This is a genomic window from Bradyrhizobium commune, from assembly GCF_015624505.1.
In the GTDB taxonomy this organism is placed as follows: Bacteria; Pseudomonadota; Alphaproteobacteria; order Rhizobiales; family Xanthobacteraceae; genus Bradyrhizobium; species Bradyrhizobium commune.
Map to the genome: position 1 here is coordinate 6977191 of NZ_CP061379.1, position 22810 is coordinate 7000000.

At 64.2% G+C, this 22810-nt stretch carries 23 protein-coding genes (1 of these 23 cut by a window edge); 10 read left to right on the top strand and 13 right to left on the bottom strand.

What is annotated here, in order from left to right:
• Positions 1-53 precede the first annotated feature (53 nt).
• The 3 genes from IC761_RS32750 to IC761_RS32760 all read right to left on the bottom strand — a co-directional run bounded on the left by IC761_RS32750 (position 54) and on the right by IC761_RS32760 (position 2476).
• The gene (locus IC761_RS32750) at positions 54-542 is read right to left on the bottom strand and encodes a hypothetical protein (RefSeq protein ID WP_195800748.1); all 489 of its coding nucleotides are present in this window, start codon (positions 540-542) and stop codon (positions 54-56) included.
• A gap of 349 nt (positions 543-891) precedes the next feature.
• Positions 892-1494: a nuclear transport factor 2 family protein gene (locus tag IC761_RS32755; RefSeq protein ID WP_195800749.1), complete on the bottom strand. Its 603-nt coding sequence runs from the start codon at positions 1492-1494 to the stop codon at positions 892-894.
• A 175-nt stretch (positions 1495-1669) separates the two neighbouring features.
• Positions 1670-2476, bottom strand: a complete 807-nt coding sequence (locus IC761_RS32760; protein WP_195800750.1) for a response regulator — start codon at positions 2474-2476, stop codon at positions 1670-1672.
• A gap of 222 nt (positions 2477-2698) precedes the next feature.
• On the opposite strand from IC761_RS32760, the gene IC761_RS32765 reads away from it, so the two are divergent.
• Together IC761_RS32765 and IC761_RS32770 are read left to right on the top strand one after the other, a co-directional pair.
• Positions 2699-2929, top strand: a complete 231-nt coding sequence (locus IC761_RS32765) for a NepR family anti-sigma factor (protein WP_195800751.1) — start codon at positions 2699-2701, stop codon at positions 2927-2929.
• Positions 2929-3477, top strand: a complete 549-nt coding sequence (locus IC761_RS32770) for a sigma-70 family RNA polymerase sigma factor (protein ID WP_195800752.1) — start codon at positions 2929-2931, stop codon at positions 3475-3477. The genes IC761_RS32765 and IC761_RS32770 overlap by 1 nt, the downstream gene beginning before the upstream one ends.
• Before the next feature lie 68 nt (positions 3478-3545).
• Here the strand turns inward: IC761_RS32770 and IC761_RS32775 are convergent, their stop codons facing one another.
• The 8 genes from IC761_RS32775 to IC761_RS32810 form a co-directional block, all read right to left on the bottom strand.
• Positions 3546-4244 (bottom strand): nitroreductase, encoded by a 699-nt coding sequence (locus IC761_RS32775; RefSeq protein ID WP_195800753.1) that lies wholly within the window; start codon positions 4242-4244, stop codon positions 3546-3548.
• A 124-nt stretch (positions 4245-4368) separates the two neighbouring features.
• On the bottom strand, positions 4369-5613 hold the full coding sequence (locus tag IC761_RS32780) for an acyl-CoA dehydrogenase (protein WP_195800754.1): 1245 nt from the start codon (positions 5611-5613) through the stop codon (positions 4369-4371).
• Between the two features lie 9 nt (positions 5614-5622).
• The gene (locus IC761_RS32785; protein ID WP_195800755.1) at positions 5623-6870 is read right to left on the bottom strand and encodes an acyl-CoA dehydrogenase; all 1248 of its coding nucleotides are present in this window, start codon (positions 6868-6870) and stop codon (positions 5623-5625) included.
• Positions 6871-6885: 15 nt separating this feature from the next.
• The gene (locus IC761_RS32790) at positions 6886-8013 is read right to left on the bottom strand and encodes an acyl-CoA dehydrogenase family protein (protein WP_195800756.1); all 1128 of its coding nucleotides are present in this window, start codon (positions 8011-8013) and stop codon (positions 6886-6888) included.
• 27 nt (positions 8014-8040) lie between these two features.
• On the bottom strand, positions 8041-9912 hold the full coding sequence (locus IC761_RS32795) for an AMP-binding protein (RefSeq protein ID WP_195800757.1): 1872 nt from the start codon (positions 9910-9912) through the stop codon (positions 8041-8043).
• Between the two features lie 44 nt (positions 9913-9956).
• A complete protein-coding gene (locus tag IC761_RS32800; RefSeq protein WP_195800758.1) occupies positions 9957-10763 on the bottom strand; it encodes an enoyl-CoA hydratase/isomerase family protein in 807 nt (268 codons plus the stop codon).
• Positions 10764-10947: 184 nt separating this feature from the next.
• Positions 10948-11706, bottom strand: a complete 759-nt coding sequence (locus tag IC761_RS32805; protein ID WP_195800759.1) for an SDR family NAD(P)-dependent oxidoreductase — start codon at positions 11704-11706, stop codon at positions 10948-10950.
• Between the two features lie 56 nt (positions 11707-11762).
• Positions 11763-12341, bottom strand: coding sequence for a TetR family transcriptional regulator (locus IC761_RS32810; RefSeq protein WP_246791402.1), 579 nt, complete (start codon positions 12339-12341; stop codon positions 11763-11765).
• 239 nt (positions 12342-12580) lie between these two features.
• On the opposite strand from IC761_RS32810, the gene IC761_RS32815 reads away from it, so the two are divergent.
• Positions 12581-13753, top strand: coding sequence for an acetyl-CoA C-acetyltransferase (locus IC761_RS32815; protein ID WP_195800761.1), 1173 nt, complete (start codon positions 12581-12583; stop codon positions 13751-13753).
• A gap of 117 nt (positions 13754-13870) precedes the next feature.
• The gene (locus tag IC761_RS32820) at positions 13871-15415 is read left to right on the top strand and encodes an acyl-CoA synthetase (RefSeq protein ID WP_195800762.1); all 1545 of its coding nucleotides are present in this window, start codon (positions 13871-13873) and stop codon (positions 15413-15415) included.
• A gap of 4 nt (positions 15416-15419) precedes the next feature.
• Here IC761_RS32820 and IC761_RS32825 read toward each other — a convergent pair whose 3' ends face one another.
• Positions 15420-15962, bottom strand: a complete 543-nt coding sequence (locus IC761_RS32825) for a methylated-DNA--[protein]-cysteine S-methyltransferase (protein WP_195800763.1) — start codon at positions 15960-15962, stop codon at positions 15420-15422.
• Positions 15963-16102: 140 nt separating this feature from the next.
• Here IC761_RS32825 and IC761_RS32830 point away from each other — a divergent pair, with 140 nt between their 5' ends.
• From IC761_RS32830 to IC761_RS32855, 6 genes are all read left to right on the top strand, one after another.
• On the top strand, positions 16103-16921 hold the full coding sequence (locus tag IC761_RS32830) for an alpha/beta fold hydrolase (protein ID WP_195800764.1): 819 nt from the start codon (positions 16103-16105) through the stop codon (positions 16919-16921).
• A 2-nt stretch (positions 16922-16923) separates the two neighbouring features.
• The gene (locus IC761_RS32835; protein ID WP_195800765.1) at positions 16924-17736 is read left to right on the top strand and encodes an alpha/beta fold hydrolase; all 813 of its coding nucleotides are present in this window, start codon (positions 16924-16926) and stop codon (positions 17734-17736) included.
• 186 nt (positions 17737-17922) lie between these two features.
• On the top strand, positions 17923-18600 hold the full coding sequence (locus IC761_RS32840) for a GntR family transcriptional regulator (RefSeq protein WP_195800766.1): 678 nt from the start codon (positions 17923-17925) through the stop codon (positions 18598-18600).
• Positions 18601-18650: 50 nt separating this feature from the next.
• Positions 18651-19451 (top strand): phytanoyl-CoA dioxygenase family protein, encoded by an 801-nt coding sequence (locus IC761_RS32845; RefSeq protein WP_195800767.1) that lies wholly within the window; start codon positions 18651-18653, stop codon positions 19449-19451.
• 159 nt (positions 19452-19610) lie between these two features.
• Complete coding sequence (locus IC761_RS32850; RefSeq protein ID WP_195800768.1) at positions 19611-20924, top strand: NAD(P)H-dependent oxidoreductase; 1314 nt, start codon at positions 19611-19613, stop codon at positions 20922-20924.
• A 176-nt stretch (positions 20925-21100) separates the two neighbouring features.
• Positions 21101-22189, top strand: coding sequence for a TRAP transporter substrate-binding protein (locus IC761_RS32855; protein WP_195800769.1), 1089 nt, complete (start codon positions 21101-21103; stop codon positions 22187-22189).
• 210 nt (positions 22190-22399) lie between these two features.
• Here the strand turns inward: IC761_RS32855 and IC761_RS32860 are convergent, their stop codons facing one another.
• Positions 22400-22810, bottom strand: partial view of a hypothetical protein gene (locus IC761_RS32860; protein ID WP_195800770.1) — the 3' portion only. It continues 174 nt past the right edge of the window; the window shows 411 of its 585 coding nt (coding positions 175-585); its start codon lies off the right edge, out of view; it ends in the stop codon at positions 22400-22402.

The following is a 22810-nucleotide window of genomic DNA, read 5'->3' on the forward strand; positions in this document are numbered from 1 at the left end:
CCGGCGAAAAATTTCACAACAGCCTGGAACGACTCCCGCGCCTGCGAGTCGTCTCAGCAGCCGGCTATTCCCCCCTGCCCCATAAGCCGGCGACGTAGGGCGCGACTGTGGTGATGCCAGTCGCGCCTTACTTTTGTCTGGGGACAACACCCACCTGCTGCAAACGGCGACAGCCGCACGGCGACAAAGGCATGCGTTTCCGGGAGTTCCGGAGCGACGCCCTTGGTCCGCTGCACCGCCCTTGCGTAGTCAGCTGCATCAAGAGAAAATACACGCACCGATCGACGGCGCCCCAGAGGCTGCCAACTCATTCTCGGCACCTGCATGCTGCCATTACGTTCGGCATTCAGCTCCGAGGCCCCAGTTCGAAAATCAGTTTTGACAGAGTTATTGAAGAGGAATGGATATTTAGGCCCGTGAGTGCTCGCGAAGAAAGCATCAAACTTACCGCCAATTTCTGTAATACCGTAGGGGGTGGATTTATCGTCACCGGAGCCCTCGGGCCGCTCGTCACGTTCCTTTACGGCGACCTGTTCCAGCATGCCGATCCCGCGCTGGTCTTCGTGGGCGGCCTCATTTGCGTGTTTCTAGGAGGAAGCCTACATTTGGTCGGTAAGAGCCTTTTGGGAGCTCTCGATGATTAACGCCGCCGTTGCTTTTGGCATGCCGATAATCGGATTTGCTGTTACGGCCGCAATAGCCTGGGCTACGGCCAGGGCTTATCGCGTGGTGCCACACGGAGAATCCCAACAAGTCGCGGCGCAGCGGGAAGAATTGGCGACGAAGAGATTCAGAGCCAGTGGCCGCATCACCGCGCGATTTTTGGGGCGTTTTGACGCAGATCGATAGCGTGCATTCGGCGCACGGCGCCGAACTCCTATCTGGGCTTTGTCAGTCCACCATCTTCCCCGCCAGCCAATCCCGCCCCTCGCCATAGAGCTTCTCGACCTCGGCGCCGGTCAGGCCCGGCATGTCGCGCTTGACCTTGTAGCCGATCAGCTCCTGCATGTAGGCGAGGTGGCGGTAGCCTTCGGGGAGTACGGCGAGCGCCTTCTGGTCGAGGCGAAGCATCGCGGCAGGGTCGACCGGGTCAATCCGGTCCTTCTCGTAGATCGGCTGGCGGCGGACGATGCCCCACGCGCCCTGCCGCTTCTCCAGGAAATCGTAGAACCGACCGGTGCAGACGACGTCACAGAGCACGTCATGCACGCTTGCGCGCTGCGAGATCGTCATCTTGGTCTGCGCAATGGCGCGCGCGCCGGCAAGATCGATGCTGGTGCCGCCGAGGAAATGCAGGATGCGCACGCCTTTGGCAAACCCCTCCTGACTGACGCGAATGAAATCCCGCGCCGGCCCCTGAAACCAGGTGGCGGACATCCAGCCCTCCTCGTGCCAGACGGTGGCAAATCGCTCCCAGTTCCCGGCATCGCGCCACACCGCCCAGTTCTCGACGAGGTCGCGGATGGCGAGGCGATCGAGCAACGTCTGGTCCATGAACAGATCTCCGGTTGGGGCCGCAACATGGCCATCGCAGGAGGTATGGGCGGCGAAGTCGACAGCCGTCAAGTTGGCCAAGAAAAATCCGGCGCACCTTGCGGTACGCCGGATCAGATCATCATCAGCCGAATGTCAGGCCGTCGGCGCCTTTATCGGGCCGCAGGCGCCTCTGTCAGGCCGCGGGCGCTTTGGGCGCACGGTTGCGCGAGTTGCGCTGGAAGAACAGCGCCTGGCTTGCCACCGCTGACACCATGGCAGGCTGGAACGGCTTTGAGATCAGGAATGCCGGCTCCGGCCGCTCGCCGGTGAGGAAGCGCTCGGGATAGGCGGTGATGAACACCACCGGCACCTCGAAGGTCCGGAGCAGCTCGTTGACGGCATCCAGCCCCGACGAGCCGTCGGCGAGCTGGATGTCGGCGAGGATCAGGCCGGGCCGCCTGTTCTTGGCCAGCGCCACCGCGTCCGCATGTGTGCGCGCGACGCCGACGACGTTGTGGCCGAGATTCTTCACCAAGCTCTCGAGATCCATGGCGATGAAGGTCTCATCCTCGATGATCAGCACATCGGTGGCGATCTCGGCGGCCATCTCACGCCCGGCGGCGTCGGCCAGCCGCCGCGTCTCGGCGACGTCGGAGCCGAGCACGAAGGCGACTTCCTCTTCCGAGAATCCCTCGAGCGAGAGCAGCAGGAACGCCTGCCGCGGCAACGGCGTGATGTTGGACAGCCGCCGCTCCGGCGGCATCGGCAGCGTCGCCACCTCGGCGTCGTCATTGACGGACACCGAATTCCAGATCTGGGTGAATAGCCGGAACAGGCCGGCGCGCGGTCCGTGGCTCTCGTCGAGCACCGACGGATCCCCGAGCATGGCTTCCAACATGGCTGCGACATAGGCGTCGCCGGAGGCCTGGTTGCCGGTCAGGGCACGTGCATACCGGCGCAACAACGGCAAATGCTCAGCAACAAGCTGTGAACGGGACATCCCCACTCCATTCATCTTTGGGCCAACCTTGAAGAACCAGGCGTCACGAGGGGAGGCCCGGGTTCCCCTGCTGGGGCTGAAGACGCTTGAGGATACAAAAAGTTCCCTGCGGGGCGGAACTTTTTGTCTTACCTGGAATTGAACTCGTCCAGGGAACGGCTCCCGGTTGAGAAAACTTCTCTATTTTGCAGTCACTTAACTCGGGGAAACGTGGAACAGGTCATGAAAGATCTCAAGTCTCAAGCCAGCAAAAGCACGACCCCCGGCAAGGGAGGCCTCACTCCGGAGATTCAATCCCGGATCGGCCATCAATTGCGCGCCATGTACGACGACGTCGTACGTCAGGGGGTTCCCGACCGGTTCGCGGAACTGATCAAGAAACTTGATGCGCCGGGAGGTCCTCCCCAGGATCAGGGCAATGGGGGATCCAACGATAACAATGGGAGGGACTAATGCCTCTCACGAATTCCCTACGTGACGACATCCTGGCGGCCGTGCCGAGCCTGCGCGCGTTCGCCATCTCGCTCAGCGGCAATGCGGACCGCGCCGACGATTTGGTTCAGGAGACGCTGTTGCGCGCGCTCGCCAACATCGACTCGTTCCAGCCCGGCTCCAACCTGCCGGCGTGGCTGTTCACGATCCTGCGCAACCTGTTCCGCTCCGACTATCGCAAGCGGCGGCGGGAGGTCGAGGATGCCGAAGGCAACTACGCCAAGACGCTGAAGACGCAGCCGGCGCAGAACGCGCACCTCGAATTCGAGGAGTTCCGCACCGCGCTCGACAAGCTTCCGCAGGATCAGCGCGAAGCCTTGATCCTGGTCGGCGCCTCCGGCTTCTCCTATGAGGACGCGGCCTCGATTTGCGGCTGCGCGGTCGGCACCATCAAGAGCCGCGTCAACCGTGCGCGCTCGAAGCTCGCAGCGCTGCTCTATGTCGACGGCGCCGAGGATTTTGGGCCCGACGAGACCGTGCGTGCTGTGATCGGCGGCAGCGGCGGATAGCGCGTCAATCGACCCTGGCGACAGCTGCGAAGGCGGCCGTTCACGCGGCCGTCTTTGCGCACGTCTGATCACGCCTCGACGAACGTCACCGTGTCGGCGAGGCTCGCGCGCGAGGTGCGGTAGCTGTTGACCTTGTGGGCGTGGTCCGCATAGCCGAACGAGATGCCGCAGACGACACGGCGGTCGTCGGGCAGATTGAAGTGGCGGCGGATCAGCCCGGAATGGCGCGCCAGCGCGGCCTGCGGAATGGTGCCGAGCCCGAGCGCCTGTGCGGCCAGCATGAAATTCGAGACATAGGCACCGCAATCGATCGCGCCGTAGATGCCGAGCGGCTCGTTGGTGTGAATGATCGCGACATGCGGCGCGCCGAAGAAATTGTAGTTCTCCAGCGCCTGCTTGGCGTAGCCCGTCTTGTCGCCGCGCGGAATGCCGAGTGTGTTGTAGAGCTGAAAGCCGCTCTCGCGGCGACGCTCGAGATAGACGCCAGCATATTCGCGCGGCGGGGTGAAGTCGTAATCGTCGCCGAGCCCGCCTGACGCTTCCTTGTAGATCAGCTGGCGAAAACGCTCCTTGGCCTCACCGCTGGCGATGACGACCTGCCACGGCTGGCTGTTGCACCAGGACGCCGTGCGCTGCGCCGTCGTCAGCACATGCTCGATGGTGGCGCGGTCGACTTCCTTAGGCAGGAAGGCACGAACGGAATAGCGCTCGTTGAGGAGCTCTTCGAGCACGCCGATGCGGTCGTTCTGGTTGACTTGTGCGTCCATGGATCAGCTCGCAATCTTTCTTCGTAGGGTGGGCAAAGGCGCGCCAGCGCCGTGCCCACCAACAATCTCACCCGGCGCATCTGAATATGGTGGGCACGCTTCGCTTTTGCCCACCCTACCGATACTAGCGCCCCTTGGTCGGGATCTTGTTATACGGCACATCCTTGTCGACACGGATGTCGCCCGGCAGGCCCAGCACCCGCTCGGCGATGATGTTGCGCAAGATCTCGTCCGTTCCGCCGGCAATCCGCATCGAGGGCGAAGACAGCAGCATCTGCTGGAACTGGCCGTGCACGGTCTCCTCATCGCTGCCTGCGAGAACACCGGCCGCGCCCTGGAGGTCCATCGCGTAAGTCGCGATATCCTGGAGCATCATGCCCGAGACCAGCTTTCCGATGGAGTTCTCCGGACCCGGACGCTCGCCCTTCGACAGCGCCGAGATCGCGCGGTAGCTGGTGTATTTCAGCCCGCTCGATTTCACCGCCCAGCTCGCAAGCTTGGAGCGAACCGCGGGATCGTCGATCGCGAGCCCGTCCTCCAGCATCAGGTTGGAGCAGAACTCGAACATCTCGGGGACGCCGGTCGCAAGCCGCGAGCCGATCGACATGCGTTCGTTCATCAGCGTGGTCAGCGACACGCTCCAGCCCTCGCCGACGGCACCGAGACGTTGGCTGTCGGGGATCACCACATCGGTGAAATAGACCTCGTTGAACTCCTGCATGCCGTTGGCCTGCTTGATCGGCCGTACCTCGACACCCGGGCTCTTCATGTCCAGGAAGAACATGGTGAGGCCCTTGTGCTTGGGCACATTCGGATCGGTGCGCGCAATCAACAGGCCGAAGTCGGAATAATGCGCGCCCGAGGTCCAGATCTTCTGGCCGTTGACGACCCAATTGTCGTCTTTCTTCTCCGCGCGCGTGCGCAGGCCCGCGACGTCGGAGCCGGCCGACGGCTCCGAGAACAGCTGGCACCAGATCTCCTCGCCCGAGGCGAGCTTCGGCAGATAGCGGCGCTTGGCGTCCTCGCTGCCCCAGGCCATCACGGTCGGACCGCACATGCCCTCGCCGATCTGGAACGGCTGTGTCAGCTTGCCATAGACGCCTTCCTCCTGCTGCCAGATCACGCGCTCGATCGGCGTGGCGCCACGGCCGCCATATTCCTTCGGCCAGTGCAGGCAGGCCCAGCCGCCCGCGGCCTTCTTCTTCTGCCAGGCCTTGCCGACCTCCACCATGTCGTGCTTGGCGAGCCTGATGCGGCCGAGCGAGGATTTTGACAGCTCCTGCTCGAACTCCTTCGGCGCGTTGGCGGCGACCCATTTGCGCGCGGTCTCGCGGAACGCAGCTTCCTGCGGCGTATCGTCGAAATTCATGGCGGACCTCTACCCTCTTCCCTTGGTCGGGATCTTGTTGAACGGCACGTCCTTGTCGACACGGATATCGCCGGGCAGGCCCAGCACCCGCTCGGCGATGATGTTGCGCATGATCTCGTCGGTGCCGCCTTCGACGCGCGTGCCGGGCGCACGCAGCAGCATCGCCTGGAAGCGGCCGGCAACTTCGGCGTCCTCAGGGCCGCTGACGACGCCGGCGGCACCTTGCAGGTCGAGCGCGTAGGTCGCGACATCCTGGATCATCGAGCCCGCCACCAGCTTGCCAATGGAATTCTCGGGCCCCGGACGCTCGCCCTTCGACAGCGCCGAGATCGCGCGCATGCTGGTGTAGCGCAGGCCGCTCGCCTTCACTGCCCAGCTGGCGAGTTTTGAGCGTACCGCGCGGTCCTCGATCGCGGGGCCATCCTCCAGCATCAGGCTGGTGCAATATTCGAACAGCTCCGGAAAGCCGGTCGACACGCCCGCGCCGATCGACATGCGCTCGTTCATCAGCGTGGTCAGCGAGACGTTCCAGCCATCACCGACCTCGCCCAGGCGCTGATGATCGGGGATGCGCACGTTGGTGAAATAGACCTCGTTGAAGTCGGAGGCGCCGCTCGCCTGCTTGATCGGCCGGACCTCGACACCCGCGCTCTTCATGTCCAGGAAGAACATGGTGAGGCCCTTGTGCTTGGGCACGGTTGGATCGGTGCGGGTGAGCAGGATGCCGTAGTCGGAATAATGTGCCCCCGAGGTCCAGATCTTCTGGCCGTTGATGACCCAGTCGTCGCCATCCTTCTCGGCGCGCGTACGCAAGCCTGCGACGTCGGAACCGCCGGCCGGCTCGGAGAACAGCTGGCACCACACCTTTTCGCCGGAGGCAAGCGGCGGCAGATAGTTGCGCTTATGCTCCTCGCGCGCGAACGCCATCATGGTCGGCCCGCACATGCCGTGGCCGATGATGAACATATGGGAGAGTTTTCCGAACGCGCCCTCTTCCTGCTGCCAGATCACGCGCTCGATCGGCGACGAGCCGCGGCCGCCATACTCCTTCGGCCAGTGCAGGCAGGCCCAGCCCGAATCGGCCTTCTTCTTCTGCCAGGCCTTGGCGACCTCGAGAATGTTGGCGTTCTTCAGCTGGGTGCGGCCGAGCGAGGACTTTTGCAGTTCCTCTTCATACGGCTTGGGCGCGTTGGCCGCGATCCACGCGCGCGCGGTTGCGCGGAATTCGGCCTCTTGCGGGGTGTCGTCGAAATTCATGACGCGATCCTTCGCTTACGCCGCGTTCTTCTTGCGCATGCGGTCGATCAGCTGGTCTTCCCAATAGGTGAGGCTGCCGAGGCCGAGCGCCATGGCGTTGGCGCGGCGGTAGTACATGTGACAGTCGAACTCCCAGGTGAAACCCATGCCGCCGTGAACCTGGATGTTGTTCTTGGCGCAGTGCTGGAACGCCTGTGTCGCGCTGATGCGCGCCGCGGCGGCGGCTTCCGGCAATTCGGCCGCGTTGGTCGAGAGCGCCCAGGCGCCGTAATAGCTGTTGGAGCGCGCCAGCGTCGCCGCGACATACATGTCGGCGAGCATGTGCTTCACCGCCTGGAACGAGCCGATCTGGCGGCCGAAAGCGATGCGGTCGAGCGCGTAGTCGCGGCCCATCTCCAGCGCGCGATCGGAGCCACCAACCTGCTCGAAGGCACAGAGCACCGCGGCGCGGTCGAGCACTTGGGTGAGGATGCTCCAGCCATCGCCGGCAGCGCCCAGCGGCTCGGCCTTGCAGTCCCTGAAGGTCAACTCAGCCTGGCCGCGGGTCGGATCGAGATTGGTGAGGCTTTTCACCTCGACGCCGCCGGCCTTGATGTCGACCAGGAACAGCGAGATGTCGCTCTCGCGTCCGCTTGAGCCCGTGCGCGCGGCAACCACCGCAAAATCGGCGATCGCGCCATCAGCCACCGGCTTCTTGACGCCGTTGAGCACGCCGTTCGAAGCCGTGAGCTTGATGGCCTTCGGCGACGGATTTCCCTTCCCTTCGAACAGCGCCAGCGTACCGATCGCCTCGCCCGAGGCGATCGCCGGCAGCCACTTCTTCTTCTGCGCGTCACTGCCCGCGATCAGCAGCGCCTCGGCAGCAAGATAGACAGTCGAGGAAAACGGCACCGGCGCATTCGCCCGGCCCATCTCTTCCGCGATCACACAGAGCTCAAGATGGCCCGCACCCGCGCCGCCGAATTCTTCCGGGATTGCGACGCCGAGAAAGCCCATCTCGGCGAGGCCTTTCCAGAGCTCCTTGTCGTAGGGCGCCTTGCCGTCGAGCACGATTCGCACCGCCTTCGGCGAGCACTTTTCGGCAAGGAATTTGCGCGCCTGATCGCGGAGCTGCTTCTGGTCGTCGGAGAAATCGAAGTTCATGGCGCGTGTCCGTGTTGATGATGTTGATTAATTGAGAACGATGACGTCCTGGTCCGGCTTGTCGGCATAGAGCCGCTCGACCAGCGCAGCGCGACGTTCGAGGCTCGCGCGCTGGTTGATGTAGCCTTTGTCGGTCAGCTCATTGCCGTCGATCGAGGGCGGCTCGACCATCAACATTGCGCGGGCGATGACGCGGCTGCTGGCGCCCCCACATTCTCTGTTATGCGCTTCGAGCCCCCGCCTGAAACAGGCGATCACCTCGGGGTGCTTCACCGCGTCCTCGAAACTCAGCTCGGGATTGCCGACAAGCTGGCGGCACGCATGCAAATTGGGCCAGGCGAGCAGACCGATCGAGCATTGATCCTGCCCGGCCACCAGCGCGTCATGCACGACGGGTGTCGCAGCCGCGATCGCATCGGTGCGGAGCGAGCCGACATGGACGAAGGTGCCGGTGGTGAGCTTGAAGTCCTCGACGACGCGGCCAGCAAAGATGATGCCCTTAACTGGATCGCTGTCGTCGACGAACATGCCGGCATCGCCGATGCAGTAGAAACCTTCCTCGTCGAACATCTTCTTGGTGAGATCGGGCTGGCCGAAATAGCCGGGCGTGACGTTGACGCCGCGCAGGCGCAGCTCGTATTTCGAGCCGCACGGCACCATCTTCAATTCGACGCCGGGGAACGGCAGGCCGATCAGGCCGACGCGCTCGGTGTCCCAATAGGTGCCGGTCGAGGTCGGCGAGGTCTCGGTCGAGCCCCAGCCGGTGTAGAATACGATGCGCTCGCCGGTGGTCTTCACAGCGAGCGCCTGCATGCGGTCGTAGAGATCGTCGGGCAGCCGCGCACCGCCATAGGCCATGATCGAGAGGTTCTTGAAGAAGGAACGGCAGAGCGCGTCGTCCTTCTCCATCGCCGCCGCAAGCGCCGCATAGCCGGCCGGCACGTTGGCGTAATAGGTCGGCGAGATCTCGCGGAGATTTCTGATGGTCTCTTCCAGCTGGCCCGGCATCGGCCGGCCGTCGTCGATATAGAGCGTGCCGCCATCGACCAGCACCGGATGGAACGCGGCATTGCCGCCCATGGTGTGATTCCACGGCATCCAGTCCAGCACGACCGGCAGCGGGCCGCCCGCCGTGCGCGGCCGCACCTGCATCATCATCGCCGCGTTGGCGCACATCATCTTCTGTGTATTGATGACGGCCTTGGGCATGCCGGTCGAACCGGAGGTGAACAGCAACTTGCCGACGGTGTCGGGGGTGATCTTCGCGACCGAGTCCTCGACGTCCTTCGTCACCGACGTCGCCGCAAGCTCGGCAAAGCTGACGCTCTTGATGCCGTCGCAGGGTCGCGCGACGTGAACGACGGTGACGCCGGAGAGGTCGAGTGCCTTCAGCGCCTTCTCGAAAGTGGGGCCGTCCTGCACCATCACCACGGCCGGCTTGATCAGGTCGAACAGATATTTCAGCTTGACGTGATCGTGACTCATCAAGGAGTAGGCCGGCGACACTGGCGCGGCCGGGACGCGCGCCTGCATCGCGGCCTGCGTCATCAAGGCATGCTCGATCGAGTTGCCCGAGAGGATCGTGACCGGGCGTCCCTCGAGCTTGAGATCGAGCAGCGCCTGCGTCAGCGCATCCACAGTGCGCTTGGCTTCGCCATACGAGACCTTGCGCCACTCGCGGTTCGGACCGCCGCGCTGCGCCAGCCAGATGCGCTCGGGCGCTTGCTTCGCCCATTTCGCGAGCGAGGCTGGCAAGTGCTTCTCGTAGGCTTGCAGCGGAATGCGCGACTTCAGCACCACCGTGCCGTCGGCGCGGCGCTCGACGTCGATGTCACGCGCGAGCCACTCGACCTTGCGAAAGGCGGGCTTCGTCATCACCGCCGCCGCGCTTCCACTCATTTTGCGTCTCCCGGAATTATCGTCCTTTGCGGATCATTCTCGTTTCAGCGCCTGATATAGACAGGCTTTCGCTTCTCAAGGAAGGCCCTGATGCCCTCCGAAAACTCCTCGGCGCGGCTGCACAGGACCTGGTTGCGATCCTCCATCGCGATCGCCGCTTCCAGCGATCCGGCATCGACGCTCATGTTGAGACATTCTTTCGACAGCCGCAATCCGACGGGCGAGGCCGTGATCATCGCATCGATGTAGGGCTCGGCTGCATTATCGAGCTTGTCTTCGTCGACGACCTCCGAGACCAGACCGACCGCAAGCGCGCGTTCGGCACCGATGAAGCGCCCCGTCAAAATCAGCTCGGACGCCACAGAGACGCCGACGAGCCGCGGCAGAAAATAGCTGGTGCCGATGTCGCAGCCGCCAAGCCCGAGCTTGATGAAGGCGCAGTTCATCCGCGCGGACCTCGTGGCGATGCGGATGTCGGAGGCGAGCGCCAGCGCAAAGCCGCCACCGGCCGCGGCCCCCTGCACCAGCGCCAGGATCGGCTGCGGACAGCGCCGCATCAGCATCACGATGTCGGCGATGCGGCGTTGTGAGTCCAGCGACTCCGTGACCCCCGGCGGCTCCTGCTGCCCGGCCCGGCGCGCCATTGCGGCCTTGAGGTCGAGGCCAGCGCAAAAATTCTTGCCGGCGCCCCTGAGCACGACGACGCGCGTGTCGCGGTTGCGCTGGAGGCCCTGGAAATAGGCGTTGAGCGCATCGACCAGCGCGGGATCGAGCGCATTGAGACTGTCGGGACGATTGAGCGTCACCCGGTCGACGCCGTCGTGATGCTCGATCAGCAGCGGTTGGGACATGGAGTGCTCCTGCGTCCGCGCTTGAGGTGGCGGCTATTGCGCCCTCTCCCCTTGTGGGAGAGAGCATGTACGTCGCTGACCAAGACCTCGCTTGGGTGCGGGGTCTGTCTCCGCGGAGAGAACCCCTCGTCCGGCGCGCTACGCGCGCCACCTTCTCCCACAAGGGGAGAAGGAAGAAAGCGCCTTACCGCGGCGCCATGCGGATTGCGCCGTCGAGACGGATCGTCTCTCCGTTCAGCATCGGGTTCTCGACGATGTGCACGGCGAGCGAACCGTATTCATTGGCATCGCCGAGGCGCGCGGGATGCGGCACCTGGGCGCCGAGGCTCTTGCGCGCCTCTTCGTTCAGACCCATCAGCAGCGGCGTCAGGAACAGGCCGGGCGCGATGGTGTTGACGCGGATCTTCTGGCTGGCGAGATCGCGCGCGGCCGGCAGGGTGAGGCCGACGACGCCGCCCTTTGAGGCCGAATAGGCGATCTGGCCGATCTGGCCCTCATACGCCGCGACCGAAGCCGTGTTGATGATGACGCCGCGCTCTTCACCGATCGGCTCGATCGTGACGAGCCGCTCGGCGAACAGCCGCAGGCAGTTGAACGTGCCGATCAAATTGACGTTGATGATGCGGGCAAACTTCGCCAGCGGATAGACACCGTCCTTGCCGACGATGCGCTGCGAGCCGCCAATGCCGGCGCAGTTCATCAGCACGCGCGCGACGCCGTGCGCAGCTTCGGCCTTGGCGATCGCAGCCTTGATGCCGTCCTCGTCGGTGACGTCTGCATGAAGGGCGACGCCCTTCACTTCCGCGGCGACTTTCTCGGCGTTTTCCTTGCTCTGGTCGATCACGCCGATCTTGGCGCCCTTGGCGGCCATGGCGCGGGCGGTCGCGGCGCCGAGGCCCGAACCACCGCCGGTGATGAGAACGGCTACGTCTTTCAGCTGCATCGTGAACTACCTTTCCTTGGGCGTTTCTTCTCTAGACTTGAAGAGTCTTGGCCGGATTATCCGGCCGCGGCAGCTTCCTCGGCTTGCGTGAGGATGCCGCCGCAGATCAGCGTTTCCATGTGCTTGATGTATTGCCGGCAGACTTCGTCGGTGACCGGGCCGACGCCGGTCGCGCGAGACATCGCGTGCCGGCCGAAGAACAGGTGATCGCAGGCACCGATCAAGCTGGTGTAGAACAGCACCGCATCGGTCTGGCGGAACTCGCCGCGGCTGACGCCCTCGGCGAGCAGGCGACGGTGAAAGTCCAAGAGCGGCGCGACGAAGAACTTTGAGACTTCGTCCGCTGAGCCCGCAACGCTTTCGTGCAGCAGATAATGGATCAGCCGGTTCATGTAGGGGAACCGGTAATAGGCGCGAATGATGCCGCCGATATGGAGCTTCAGTTTCGCGGTCGGCGTGATCGGCTGCGCCAGCAGATATTCGAGATTGGACAGTTCCGTCCCCGCGTCGCGCTCGAGCAGCGCCAGCAGCAGGCCGTCCTTGTTGCCGAAGTGATATTTGACCAGTGCGGCGTTGGCGCCTGACTTCTGGGCGATGTCGGAGAGCGAGATCTCGATCGAGGAGCGTTCGATCATCAGCTCGCTCGCGGCCACGAGCAATTTCTCTGCCGTGGAATTTTTTCCGCTGGGGAGCCTGTTCGGTACGCTGGTAGTCACGGAGATCCCTGTTCTCGCCGCCTGAACGGGGCGCAGATAAGCCGAAGCAGCGCCTCCCCACAAGAGTTAATTGATCGATTGACTAAACGATCTCTCGTCCCTTAAATCCGCCCCCGACAAACCCAACGCGATACAGAACAATCCAGGGAGAGACCGAAATGGCCGAGGCTTACATCGTCGCCGCCGCGCGTACCGCCGGCGGGCGCAAGGGGGGCCGCCTCGCCGGCTGGCATCCGGCCGATCTCGCCGCGAAGGTGCTGGACGAGCTGGTCGATCGCACCAAGGTCGATCCGGCCCAGGTCGAGGACGTGATCATGGGCTGCGTGATGCAGGTCGGCGAGCAGTCCAACAACGTCGCGCGCAACGCGATCATGGCCTCGAAACTGCCGGAGAGCGTGCCAGGCACCTCGATCGACCGCCAGTGCGGCTCCTCGCAGCAGGCGCTGCACTTTGCAGCCCAAGCCGTGATGTCCGGCACGATGGACGTCGTGATCGCCGCCGGCGTGGAATCGATGACGCGCGTGCCGATGGGCCTGTCATCGCAGCTCCCGGCCAAGAACGGCTTTGGCAATTACAAGAGCCCGGGCATCGAGCATAAATATCCGAACATCGTGTTCAGCCAGTTCACCGGCGCCGAGATGATGGCCGAGAAGTACGGCCTCTCCAAGGACGACCTCGACGAATATTCCTACAACAGCCATCAGCGCGCGATCGCGGCGACGCAAGCCGGTCACTTCAAGAAGGAGATCGTGCCGCTCGAGATCACCCGCGCCGACGGCAGCAAGGACACCCACCACATCGACGAGGGCATCCGCTTCGATGCCACGCTCGACGGCATCAAGGGCGTCAAGCTGATCGCCGAGAACGGCAAGCTGACCGCGGCGAGCGCCAGCCAGATCTGCGACGGCGCCTCCGGCGTCATGGTTGTCAACGAGCGCGGCCTCAAGCAGCTCGGCCTCACACCGCTCGCGCGCATCCACCACATGACCATGATGGGCGGCGACCCCGTGATCATGCTCGACGCCCCACTGCACGCTACCAAGCGTGCACTCGAGAAAGCCGGCATGACGATCGGCGACATCGACCTGTTCGAGGTCAACGAGGCCTTTGCGTCGGTGCCGACCGGCTGGCTGAAGACCACCGGCGCCGATCCGGAACGTCTCAACGTCAATGGCGGTGCCATCGCGCTCGGCCACCCGCTCGGCGGCTCCGGCACCAAGCTGATGACGACGCTGGTCCACGCCCTGCACCAGCGCGGCAAGCGCTACGGTCTCCAGACCATGTGCGAAGGCGGCGGCATGGCGAATGTGACCATCGTCGAGCGGCTGTAAGAAAAACAAAGGCGAGTTGTGAATGGCGAGTAGCGAATGGTGAGTAGGCGAAGAGCAGTTTGCTCTTCTTCCCTATTCGCCATTCGCTACTCGCCATTCGCGTTTTGAGGAAACGTCATGACGCACCCCTCCATCCACGCCCGCAACGCGCCCGACAAGATCGCCTACCAGATGGCCGGCACCGGCAAGGCGATCACCTATCGCGAGCTCGACGAGCTCTCCAACCAGGGCGCGCAGTTGTTCCGCTCGCTCGGCCTGAAGGCCGGCGATCACATCGCGCTGTTGATGGAGAACCGCCTCGCCTTCATGGAGATCTGCTGGGCCGCGCAGCGCAGCGGGCTCTATTACACCGCGATCAGCCGCTATCTGAAGCAGGACGAGATCGATTACATCATCGCCGATTGCGGCGCCAAGGTCGTGATCACCACGCCGAAATGCGCCGACCAGATCAAGGGCCTGATCAAGGGCACCGCCGGCGAACCGATCTTCTATATGGTCGATGAGCCCCTGCCCGGCTTCCGCTCCTACGACAAGGAAGCCGCCACGCAACCGGTGACGCCGATCGCGGACGAGGTCGCCGGCTACGACATGCTGTATTCGTCGGGCACGACCGGCCGGCCCAAGGGCATCAAGAAGGCGTTCGAGGGCAACAAGATCGACGTGCCGAACGCGTTCCTGCGCGTGCTCTGCGCCGACATGTGCGGCATGAATGCGGAGAGCACCTATCTATCGCCGGCGCCGCTCTATCACGCCGCGCCCCTGCGCTTCAACATGATGGCGATCGTGCTTGGCGGCACCTCCATCATCATGGAGCATTTTGACACCGAGGAGTTTCTAAAACTCGTGGAGAAATACAAGGTCACGCAATCGCAGCTGGTGCCGACCATGTTCGTTCGCATGTTGAAGCTGCCGGACGATGTGCGCGCGAAGTACAACGTGTCCACGCTCAAAGGCGCGATCCACGCCGCCGCGCCTTGCCCGGTCGACGTCAAGGCAAAGATGATCGAATGGTGGGGACCGATCCTGATCGAGTATTACGCGGGCTCGGAAGGCAACGGCGTCACCGTCTGCAATTCGCAACAATGGCTGGAGCATCGCGGCAGTGTCGGCCGCGCCGTGGTCGGCAAGATCAAGATCCTGGACGAGAACGATGAGGAGCAGCCGGTGGGCGAGATCGGTACGGTCTATTTCGCCGACGCACCTGCGTTCACCTATCACAATGACCCCGAGAAGACGAAGAAGGCGTATAACGCCAAGGGATGGTCGACGCTCGGAGACGTCGGCTATCTCGACAAGGACGGCTTCCTGTTCCTCACCGACCGCAAGTCTTACATGATCATCTCGGGCGGGGTGAACATTTACCCGCAGGAGACCGAGGACGTGCTGATCACCCACCCCGAGATCGCCGACGTCGCCGTGTTCGGCGTGCCGAACGAGGAGATGGGCGAAGAGGTGAAGGCGGTGGTGCAGCCGCACGACATGAAGCGCGCGGGCAAGGAACTCGAAGCCGATCTGATCGCCTACTGCAAGACGCGCCTCTCCGCGATCAAGTGCCCGCGCTCGGTCGATTTCGAAGCCGAGCTGCCGCGCACGCCGACCGGCAAGCTGGTGAAGCGCCATTTGCGCGACCGGTATTGGCCGAAGGCCGCGGCGAAGATTTAGGGCCTCAATCGAACAGGCTCGGCGTGTGATTGACGATCGCGCCCTCGATCTCGAGCATCTTCAGCTTCGTCACCACCCCGCCATTCGCCGAGAAGCCGCCGGGCTTGTTGCCGGCCGCGAGCACGCGGTGGCAGGGCACGACGATCGGGCACGGGTTGTGCCCGAGCGCCTGGCCGACATCGCGCGACAGCTCAACACCGCCGAGGCGCTTTGCGATGTCGCCATAGGTCATGGTCTTGCCGGGCGGAATGGTGCGCGCGATCGCGTAGACGCCGCGGTTGAAGTCGGGCACGCCGTCGAGATCGAGCGGAATGTCGGTGAGGTCATCCGGCTCGCCCGCGAGCAACTTGATGATGCGGTCGATCACCTGCCGCACCTCGGCAGTAGGCTCGGCCTCGGTGGCGTCGGCATGGCGCTGGCTGATGCGGGTGCGGATCTTCTGCTCACCGCCCATCGGCAGTTGCGTGCCGTTGATGCCGCGCGGGCCCCAGGCGATGGCGCAGAGGCCGATCCTGGTGTCGAACAGGGCGAAATGCTGGTCGGTCATGGCTTGGTTCCTGGCTCGCGTCCTTGTCGCATGCCCCCATTGTGATCTCGGCCTAAATCTAGGCTTGGAAATAGTTGCGATCCACCCGGTTTCCGGGAATCTTGCACAGGAGTTCCAGCGCCCCTTCTCGCGAGCCCAGAATGCAGAGCCTCCACGTCAACGGTTACGACATGCCCTATCTCGACGTGGGCGAGGACAGAGGTGGGCCGCCGCTGGTTTGCGTGCACGGCTCGCTCAATGACTTCCGCGTCTGGGGCTGCGTGCTCGGGCCGCTGACGCAGCGGCACCGGGTGATCGCTGTCAGCTTGAGACACTTCTTCCCCGAGAAATGGGACGGCGTTGGCGACACCTATTCAATCGCCCAGCATGTCCGCGACGTCATCGCCTTCATCGAGAAGCTCGACCTCGGCCCGGTCAATCTGATGGGCCATTCGCGGGGCGGGCACATCTCGTTCCGCGTGGCGCAGCGCCGCCCCGATCTATTGCGGCGACTGATCCTCGCCGAACCCGGCGGCGAGCTCGATGCGAGCCTCGATCCGGATTACACCGGTGGCCCCTCGCCGCTGCTGGCGCGGTTCACGGCCTCGGCCGAGAAGATCGCGGCCGGCGATGTCGATGGCGGGCTTGCCGTCTTCGTCGACACGCTGGAGGGGCCGGGCACCTGGCCGCGGCTGCCGGCGATGGTGAAGCAGAATCTGCGTGACAACGCTATGACCCTGATCGGCCAGGTCCGCGACAACCGTCCGCCGTTCTCGAAGGCGGATGCGGAAGCGATCAGGATGCCGACGCTGTTCATCCTGGGCGCGCGGACCAGGGGCCTGCTGCCGAAGGTGCTGCATGCGCTCGCCGCGCATGTGCCCTATTCCAAGACGGCCATCATCCCGAACGCGACGCATCCGATGTTCGAGCAGGCACCGCAAAAGTATTCGGACGTGGTGCTGGATTTTCTGGCGGGCTGACCATGCAGACATTTCGTGTCAACGGTTACGACATGGCCTATCTCGAGATCGGGGAAGGCCATCCGCTGGTCTGCGTGCACGGCACGTTAGGGGATTTCCGCACCTGGTATTCCGTGCTCGGTCCGCTGTCGAAAAGCCATCGCGTCATCTCGGTCAGCCTGCGGCACTTTTTTCCGGAAGCCTGGGACGCCGTCGGCGACGACTACAAGATGGCGCAGCATGTCGCCGACGTGATCGCCTTCATCGAGCAGGTGAAGCCTGCACCGGTTGACCTGATGGGCCATTCGCGTGGCGGGCACATCGCCTTTCGCGTCGCGCAGGCGCGGCCCGATCTGCTGCGAAAGCTGGTGCTGGCCGAGCCCGGTGGCGATCTCGACGCCAGCCTTCCGCTCCCCGCGGGAATGCCGGCGCATCCGCCGCTCGCTGCGAAGACGGCGCGCTCGGTCGAGATGATCCGTGCCGGTGACATCGAGGGCGCGCTGCAAAACTTCTACGAGGGCATCGAGGGCGACGGCTCGTGGCGGCGGGTGCCGGCAGCTGCAAAGCAGCAGCTGCGCGACAACGTGCTGACCTTCCTCGGCCAGATCAACGAGCAGCGCAGGTCCTACACGCTGGCAGATGCGCAAGCGATCAGGACGCCGACGCTCTTGATCGGCGGCGGCGCGACCACCGGCAGCCTGTCGGTGATGTGGCGGGTGCTGGCCGAGCATATCGCGGGCGCGCAGACGGCGGTGATCGCCAATGCCGGTCACTGGATGTTCGAGCAGGCGCCGCTGGAATTTGGCGAGGTGGTGAGCCGCTTCTTGGCGGAGTAGCGCGGCTAATGCCTGCATCACTTTGCGAAAACAACCCCATGCACAGTAGACGGCCCTAGCGAAATCAAAGGTTTAGCTAGTCTGCCCGCGGTAGGTTGCACGGTATCTGGGTAGCGCTTGACGCACTCGGCTCGTAACCGTAGTTTCGAATACGGAATTCCGTATTCCCTTTTCGGAGCTACCGGCGTGATTCCTCTCGACCCGCTCCCGAACCTGATCGACCAGGTCTACGCCCGGATCCTGGAGGCGATCTCCGACCGCACGCTTCAGCCCGGCCAGCGCATCCGGCAGAACGAGCTCGCCGACAAGCTCGGCGTGTCGCGTCAGCCGGTGTCGCATGCCTTGCACCTGTTGCATCGGCAGGGCCTCGTCGCGGAGAGCGGCCGGCGCGGCTTTGAAGTCACCCAGCTCGATCCTGCGCGCATCCGCCAGCTCTACGAGGTGCGAGGCGCGATCGATGCGCTTGCCGCGCGGCTCGCCGCGATGCGCGCGGCAAGCGACGCGGCGGGACGCGCACGGCTCGACGCAGCACTCGCCGCCGGCCGTCGCATCGACCGCAAGACGGCGCTTGCCGAGCTGATCGCGCTCGACGTCGAATTTCACCGCGCCATCTACCAGCTCGCCGGCAATCCCGTGATCGAGGAAACGATCACGCCGCAATGGCCGCATATGCGCCGCTCGATGGCGACGGTGCTGACGGAGCTCGATTATCGCGGCAGCGCCTGGGCCGAGCATGCCGATATCGCCAAGCACATTCTCGCAGGCGACGCCAAGGCGGCCGAACGCGCGGCGCTTTCGCATGCGCAGACGGCTGGACGGATGACTGAGGAGAGATTGAGGGCGACGGACGTGGCGGCGGCGTAGCGACACGCGGCGCCGGCCACGATGAGAAAAAAAACCAAGGAGGACGACCCATGAAACTGTCGCAAGAGCAATTGGAGTTCTTCCACCGCGAGGGCTGGCTGTTTTTGCCAGAACTGTTCAGCCAGGAGGAGGTCGACCTCCTCGCGCGCGAGGCGGTCGGCATTTACGATGCCAACCGGCCCGAGGTCTGGCGCGAGAAGAGCGGCGCGCCGCGCACGGCCTTTGCCGCGCATCTCTACAACGAAGCCTTCGGCATCCTCGGCGCGCATCCGCGCATGATCGATCCGGTCGAGCAGCTGTTCGGCGAGCCGGTCTACATGCACCAGTTCAAGATCAACGCGAAATCGGCCTTCACCGGCGACGTCTGGCAGTGGCACCAGGATTACGGCACCTGGAAGCGCGATGACGGCATGCCGGAGCCGCGCGCCATGAACATCGCGATCTTCCTCGACGAGGTGATGCCGATCAACGGCCCCCTGATGCTGGTGCCGCAGAGCCAGAATGCCGGCGACCTCAAAGCCTCGCATGACCTCGCCACGACGTCCTATCCATTGTGGACGCTGGACGAGGAGACGGTGACGCGGCTGGTCAAGCAGGGCGGCATCGTCGCGCCGACCGGAAAACCCGGCGGCATGCTGATGTTCCACGGCAATCTCGTGCACGGCTCGAGCGGCAACATCACACCCTACCCGCGCAAGATCGTGTACCTGACGCTGAACGCGGTCTCGAACTATATCCGCAGCCCCACACGGCCCGAGTACATCGCGCATCGCGACTTTGCGCCGATCAAGACGGTCGACGACGACGCGCTCGTGCGGCTGGCGCGAGCGCCGCGGCAGGCGGCGGAGTAGCTCTCGTGCCCCGGACGCAGCGCAGCGCTTCTTCAGCGGTGCGCTGCTGAGCCGGGGCCCACGCGACACGGATCGTTTTTCTCTGGGTCCCGGCTCTGCGGAGCAGCGTTTCCCGCTGCGCCGCGTCCGGGACACGATAGTTGTACAGGATATTCCCCCATGAACCTCTATCGCCTCCTCCAGGCCCGCGCGTCCGCCGGCAAGCCTGTCCGTGTCGCGCTCATCGGCGCCGGCAAATTCGGCTCGATGTTTCTGGCGCAGGTGCCACATGTGCCGGGGCTGGAGGTGCCTGTTATCGTCGACATCGACCGGGAGCGGGCGCGCGAGGCCTGCCGGACCGTCGGCTGGGACGCAGACCGCATCGCCAGAACCGTCTTCACCGATGACGGCGCGCGGGCGATTGCCGGCGGCGCGATGGACGTGGTGGTGGAGGCGACCGGCAACCCCGCGGTCGGCATCAGGCATGCACGCGCCGCGATCGCGGCGGGCAAGCATATCGTGATGGTGAATGTCGAGGCCGACGTGCTGGCCGGACCCCTGCTTGCCGAGGAAGCACGCAAGGCCGGTGTCGTCTACTCGCTCGCCTATGGCGATCAGCCGGCGTTGACGGCGGAGATGGTGGACTGGGCCCGCGCCACCGGCTTTCGCGTCGTCGCCGCCGGCAAGGGCACGAAATATCTGCCGGCCTATCATGACGTGACACCGGACGGCGTCTGGCAGCACTATGGCCTGACGGCCGGCGAGGCGCAGTCGGCCGGCATGAACCCGCAGATGTTCAACTCCTTCCTCGACGGCACCAAATCCGCGATCGAGATGGCGGCGATTGCGAACGCCTGCGGGCTCGACGTGCCGACCGAGGGCCTGCTGTTTCCGCCCTGCGGCGTCGACGATCTGCCGCACATCATGCGGCCGCGCGAGCACGGCGGCGTGCTGGAGCGATCCGGCGTCGTCGAGGTCGTGTCCTCGCTCGAGCGCGATGGCCGTCCGGTGTTTCGCGATCTGCGCTGGGGCGTCTATGTCGTGCTGGAAGCGCCGAACGACTATGCCGCCGGCTGCTTCAGGCAGTATGGCCTGAAGACCGACGCGAGCGGACGCTATGCGGCGATGTACAAGCCCTACCATCTGATCGGGCTCGAGCTCGGCATCTCCGTGCTGTCGGCGGTGCTGCGCAATGAGCCGACCGGGCAGGCCACCGGCTTCCGCGGCGACGTCGCGGCGGTGGCCAAACGTAACTTGCGCGCCGGCGAGATGCTGGACGGCGAAGGCGGCTACACGGTGTGGGGCAAGCTGGTACCGGCGGCGGCAAGCCTCAAGGCCGGCGCGCTGCCGATCGGCCTCGCGCATCGGCTCACACTGAGACAAGACGTCGCGCATGGCGCGGTGCTGCGTTGGAGCGACGTCGCGTTCGACGCGGGCAACGAGACGATCAGGGCTCGGAAGGCGATGGAAGCCGCGTTCGCAGCGCAGCATTGAGCTGCGGCTCCGGTCGCGCGACCAAAGTGCGCTTGATTTGCAGATTCCGTTTCGCCATCCTGACCGCGATCCGGGAATTCTGAATTTCGGACACAACGTCGGCCACCGGCGAAGACCAAGCGGCACCAAGATCGCGATCCCTCGTCGAGGACTCGACATCACAGGGAGGGAAACGCATGGAACGTCGTAAATTCCTGACGGCAGGCGGATTGGGCCTCGCCGCAAGCACGATCGCTGCGCCCGCGATCGCGCAATCGATGCCTGAAATCAAATGGCGATACGCCGCAAGTTGGCCCAAGGCCCTCGACACGCTGTATGGGGGCTGCGAGTATTTTGCCAAACGGGTCGCCGAGATCACCGACAACCGATTCCAGATCCAGCCGTTCGCGGCGGGCGAAATCGTCCCCGGACTACAGGTACTCGACGCCGTATCGAACGGCACTGTCGAGATAGGCAACACAGCGCTCTATTATTACTGGGGCAAGAATCCGGCCTTCACCTTCGGCACAGCATTGCCGTTCGGCCTCAATACACGCCAGCACATCTCGTGGCTACAGTGGGCCGGCGGGCAGGACATGCTCAACGATCTGCTGAAGGAATATAACTGCCTGGGCATTCCGACCGGCTCGACCGGCGCCCAGATGGGCGGCTGGTTCCGGAAGGAGATCAAGTCGATGGCGGATTTGCATGGGCTGAAATTCCGCGTCGGCGGGTTCGCCGGCACGATCATCGCCAAGGTCGGCGGCGTGCCGCAGCAGATCGTCGCCGGCGACATCTATCCGGCGCTCGAGAAGGGCACGATCGACGCCGCCGAGTGGGTCGGACCCTATGACGACGAGAAGCTCGGGTTCGTGAAGGTGGCGAAGTACTATTACTATCCGGGCTGGTGGGAAGGCACCGGCCAGGGCCACAACCTCATCAATCTCGACAAGTGGAACTCGCTGCCGAAGCATTACCAGGCGGCGGTCGAAAGCGCGTCGCGCGAAACCTTCACCTGGGTGACCGGCAAATACGATGCGGTCAACCCGCCGGCATTGAAACGATTGCTGGTCGCCGGCGCGATCCTCAAGCCATTCCCGCAGGAGGTGCTGGAGGGCTGCTACGGCGCAGCGAACGAGATCTATGCCGAGCTCGCCAAGAGCAATCCGCATTTCGGCAAGATGTATGCGAGCCTGTCGGCCTATCGCAACGAGTCGCTCGCCTGGATGCAGGTGGCGGAGCTGAGCTTCGACAGCTTCATGATGCGGATGCGGACGAGGACGTGAGGCGCTGACGGGCCAGGAAGGGCGCAAACGACGAAAGCCCCGGAGATGTCTCCGGGGCTTTTTTAAGGGGGATCTCGTAGGGTGGGCCAAGCGTAGCGTGCCCACCATTGTCCGCCGCGATTCGCCGAGCGATGGTGGGCACGGCGCTATGCGCCTTTGCCCACCCTACGGAAGTGGAGTGCGCTACGGCACCTCGCGCAACAACGCGTCTCAGTTCTGGTCGTCGCCGAGCGCTGCGACCAGCTTGTCGTAATATTTGCCGACGAGATCGATGTTGGCCTTGTTCTCGACCGCGGGCGCCGGCGTCTTCAGCGCCTCGTTGAGCTCGTCGATCGCTTCCTTCTTGTCCTTGGCCGGCATCGTCTTGTCGGCCTCGACCTGCGCGATCTGCGACTTGATCACGGCTTCGGTGCCGACATATTTCTTGGTCGCGGGATCGAAGCCGCCGAGCACCAGGCTGATGTTGTCAACGACGTTGTTGTAGTCGTCATAGCTGGCAAAGCCGTGCTTCTTGGCGACACCGTCGAGCTGGGCGATCACCTTCGCGTCGGGCGCGGTATTCTCCGGCAGTTTTTCGGTGATCGCGTCCATGTCCTTCTGCGCGGCGAGCACGCCGTCGAG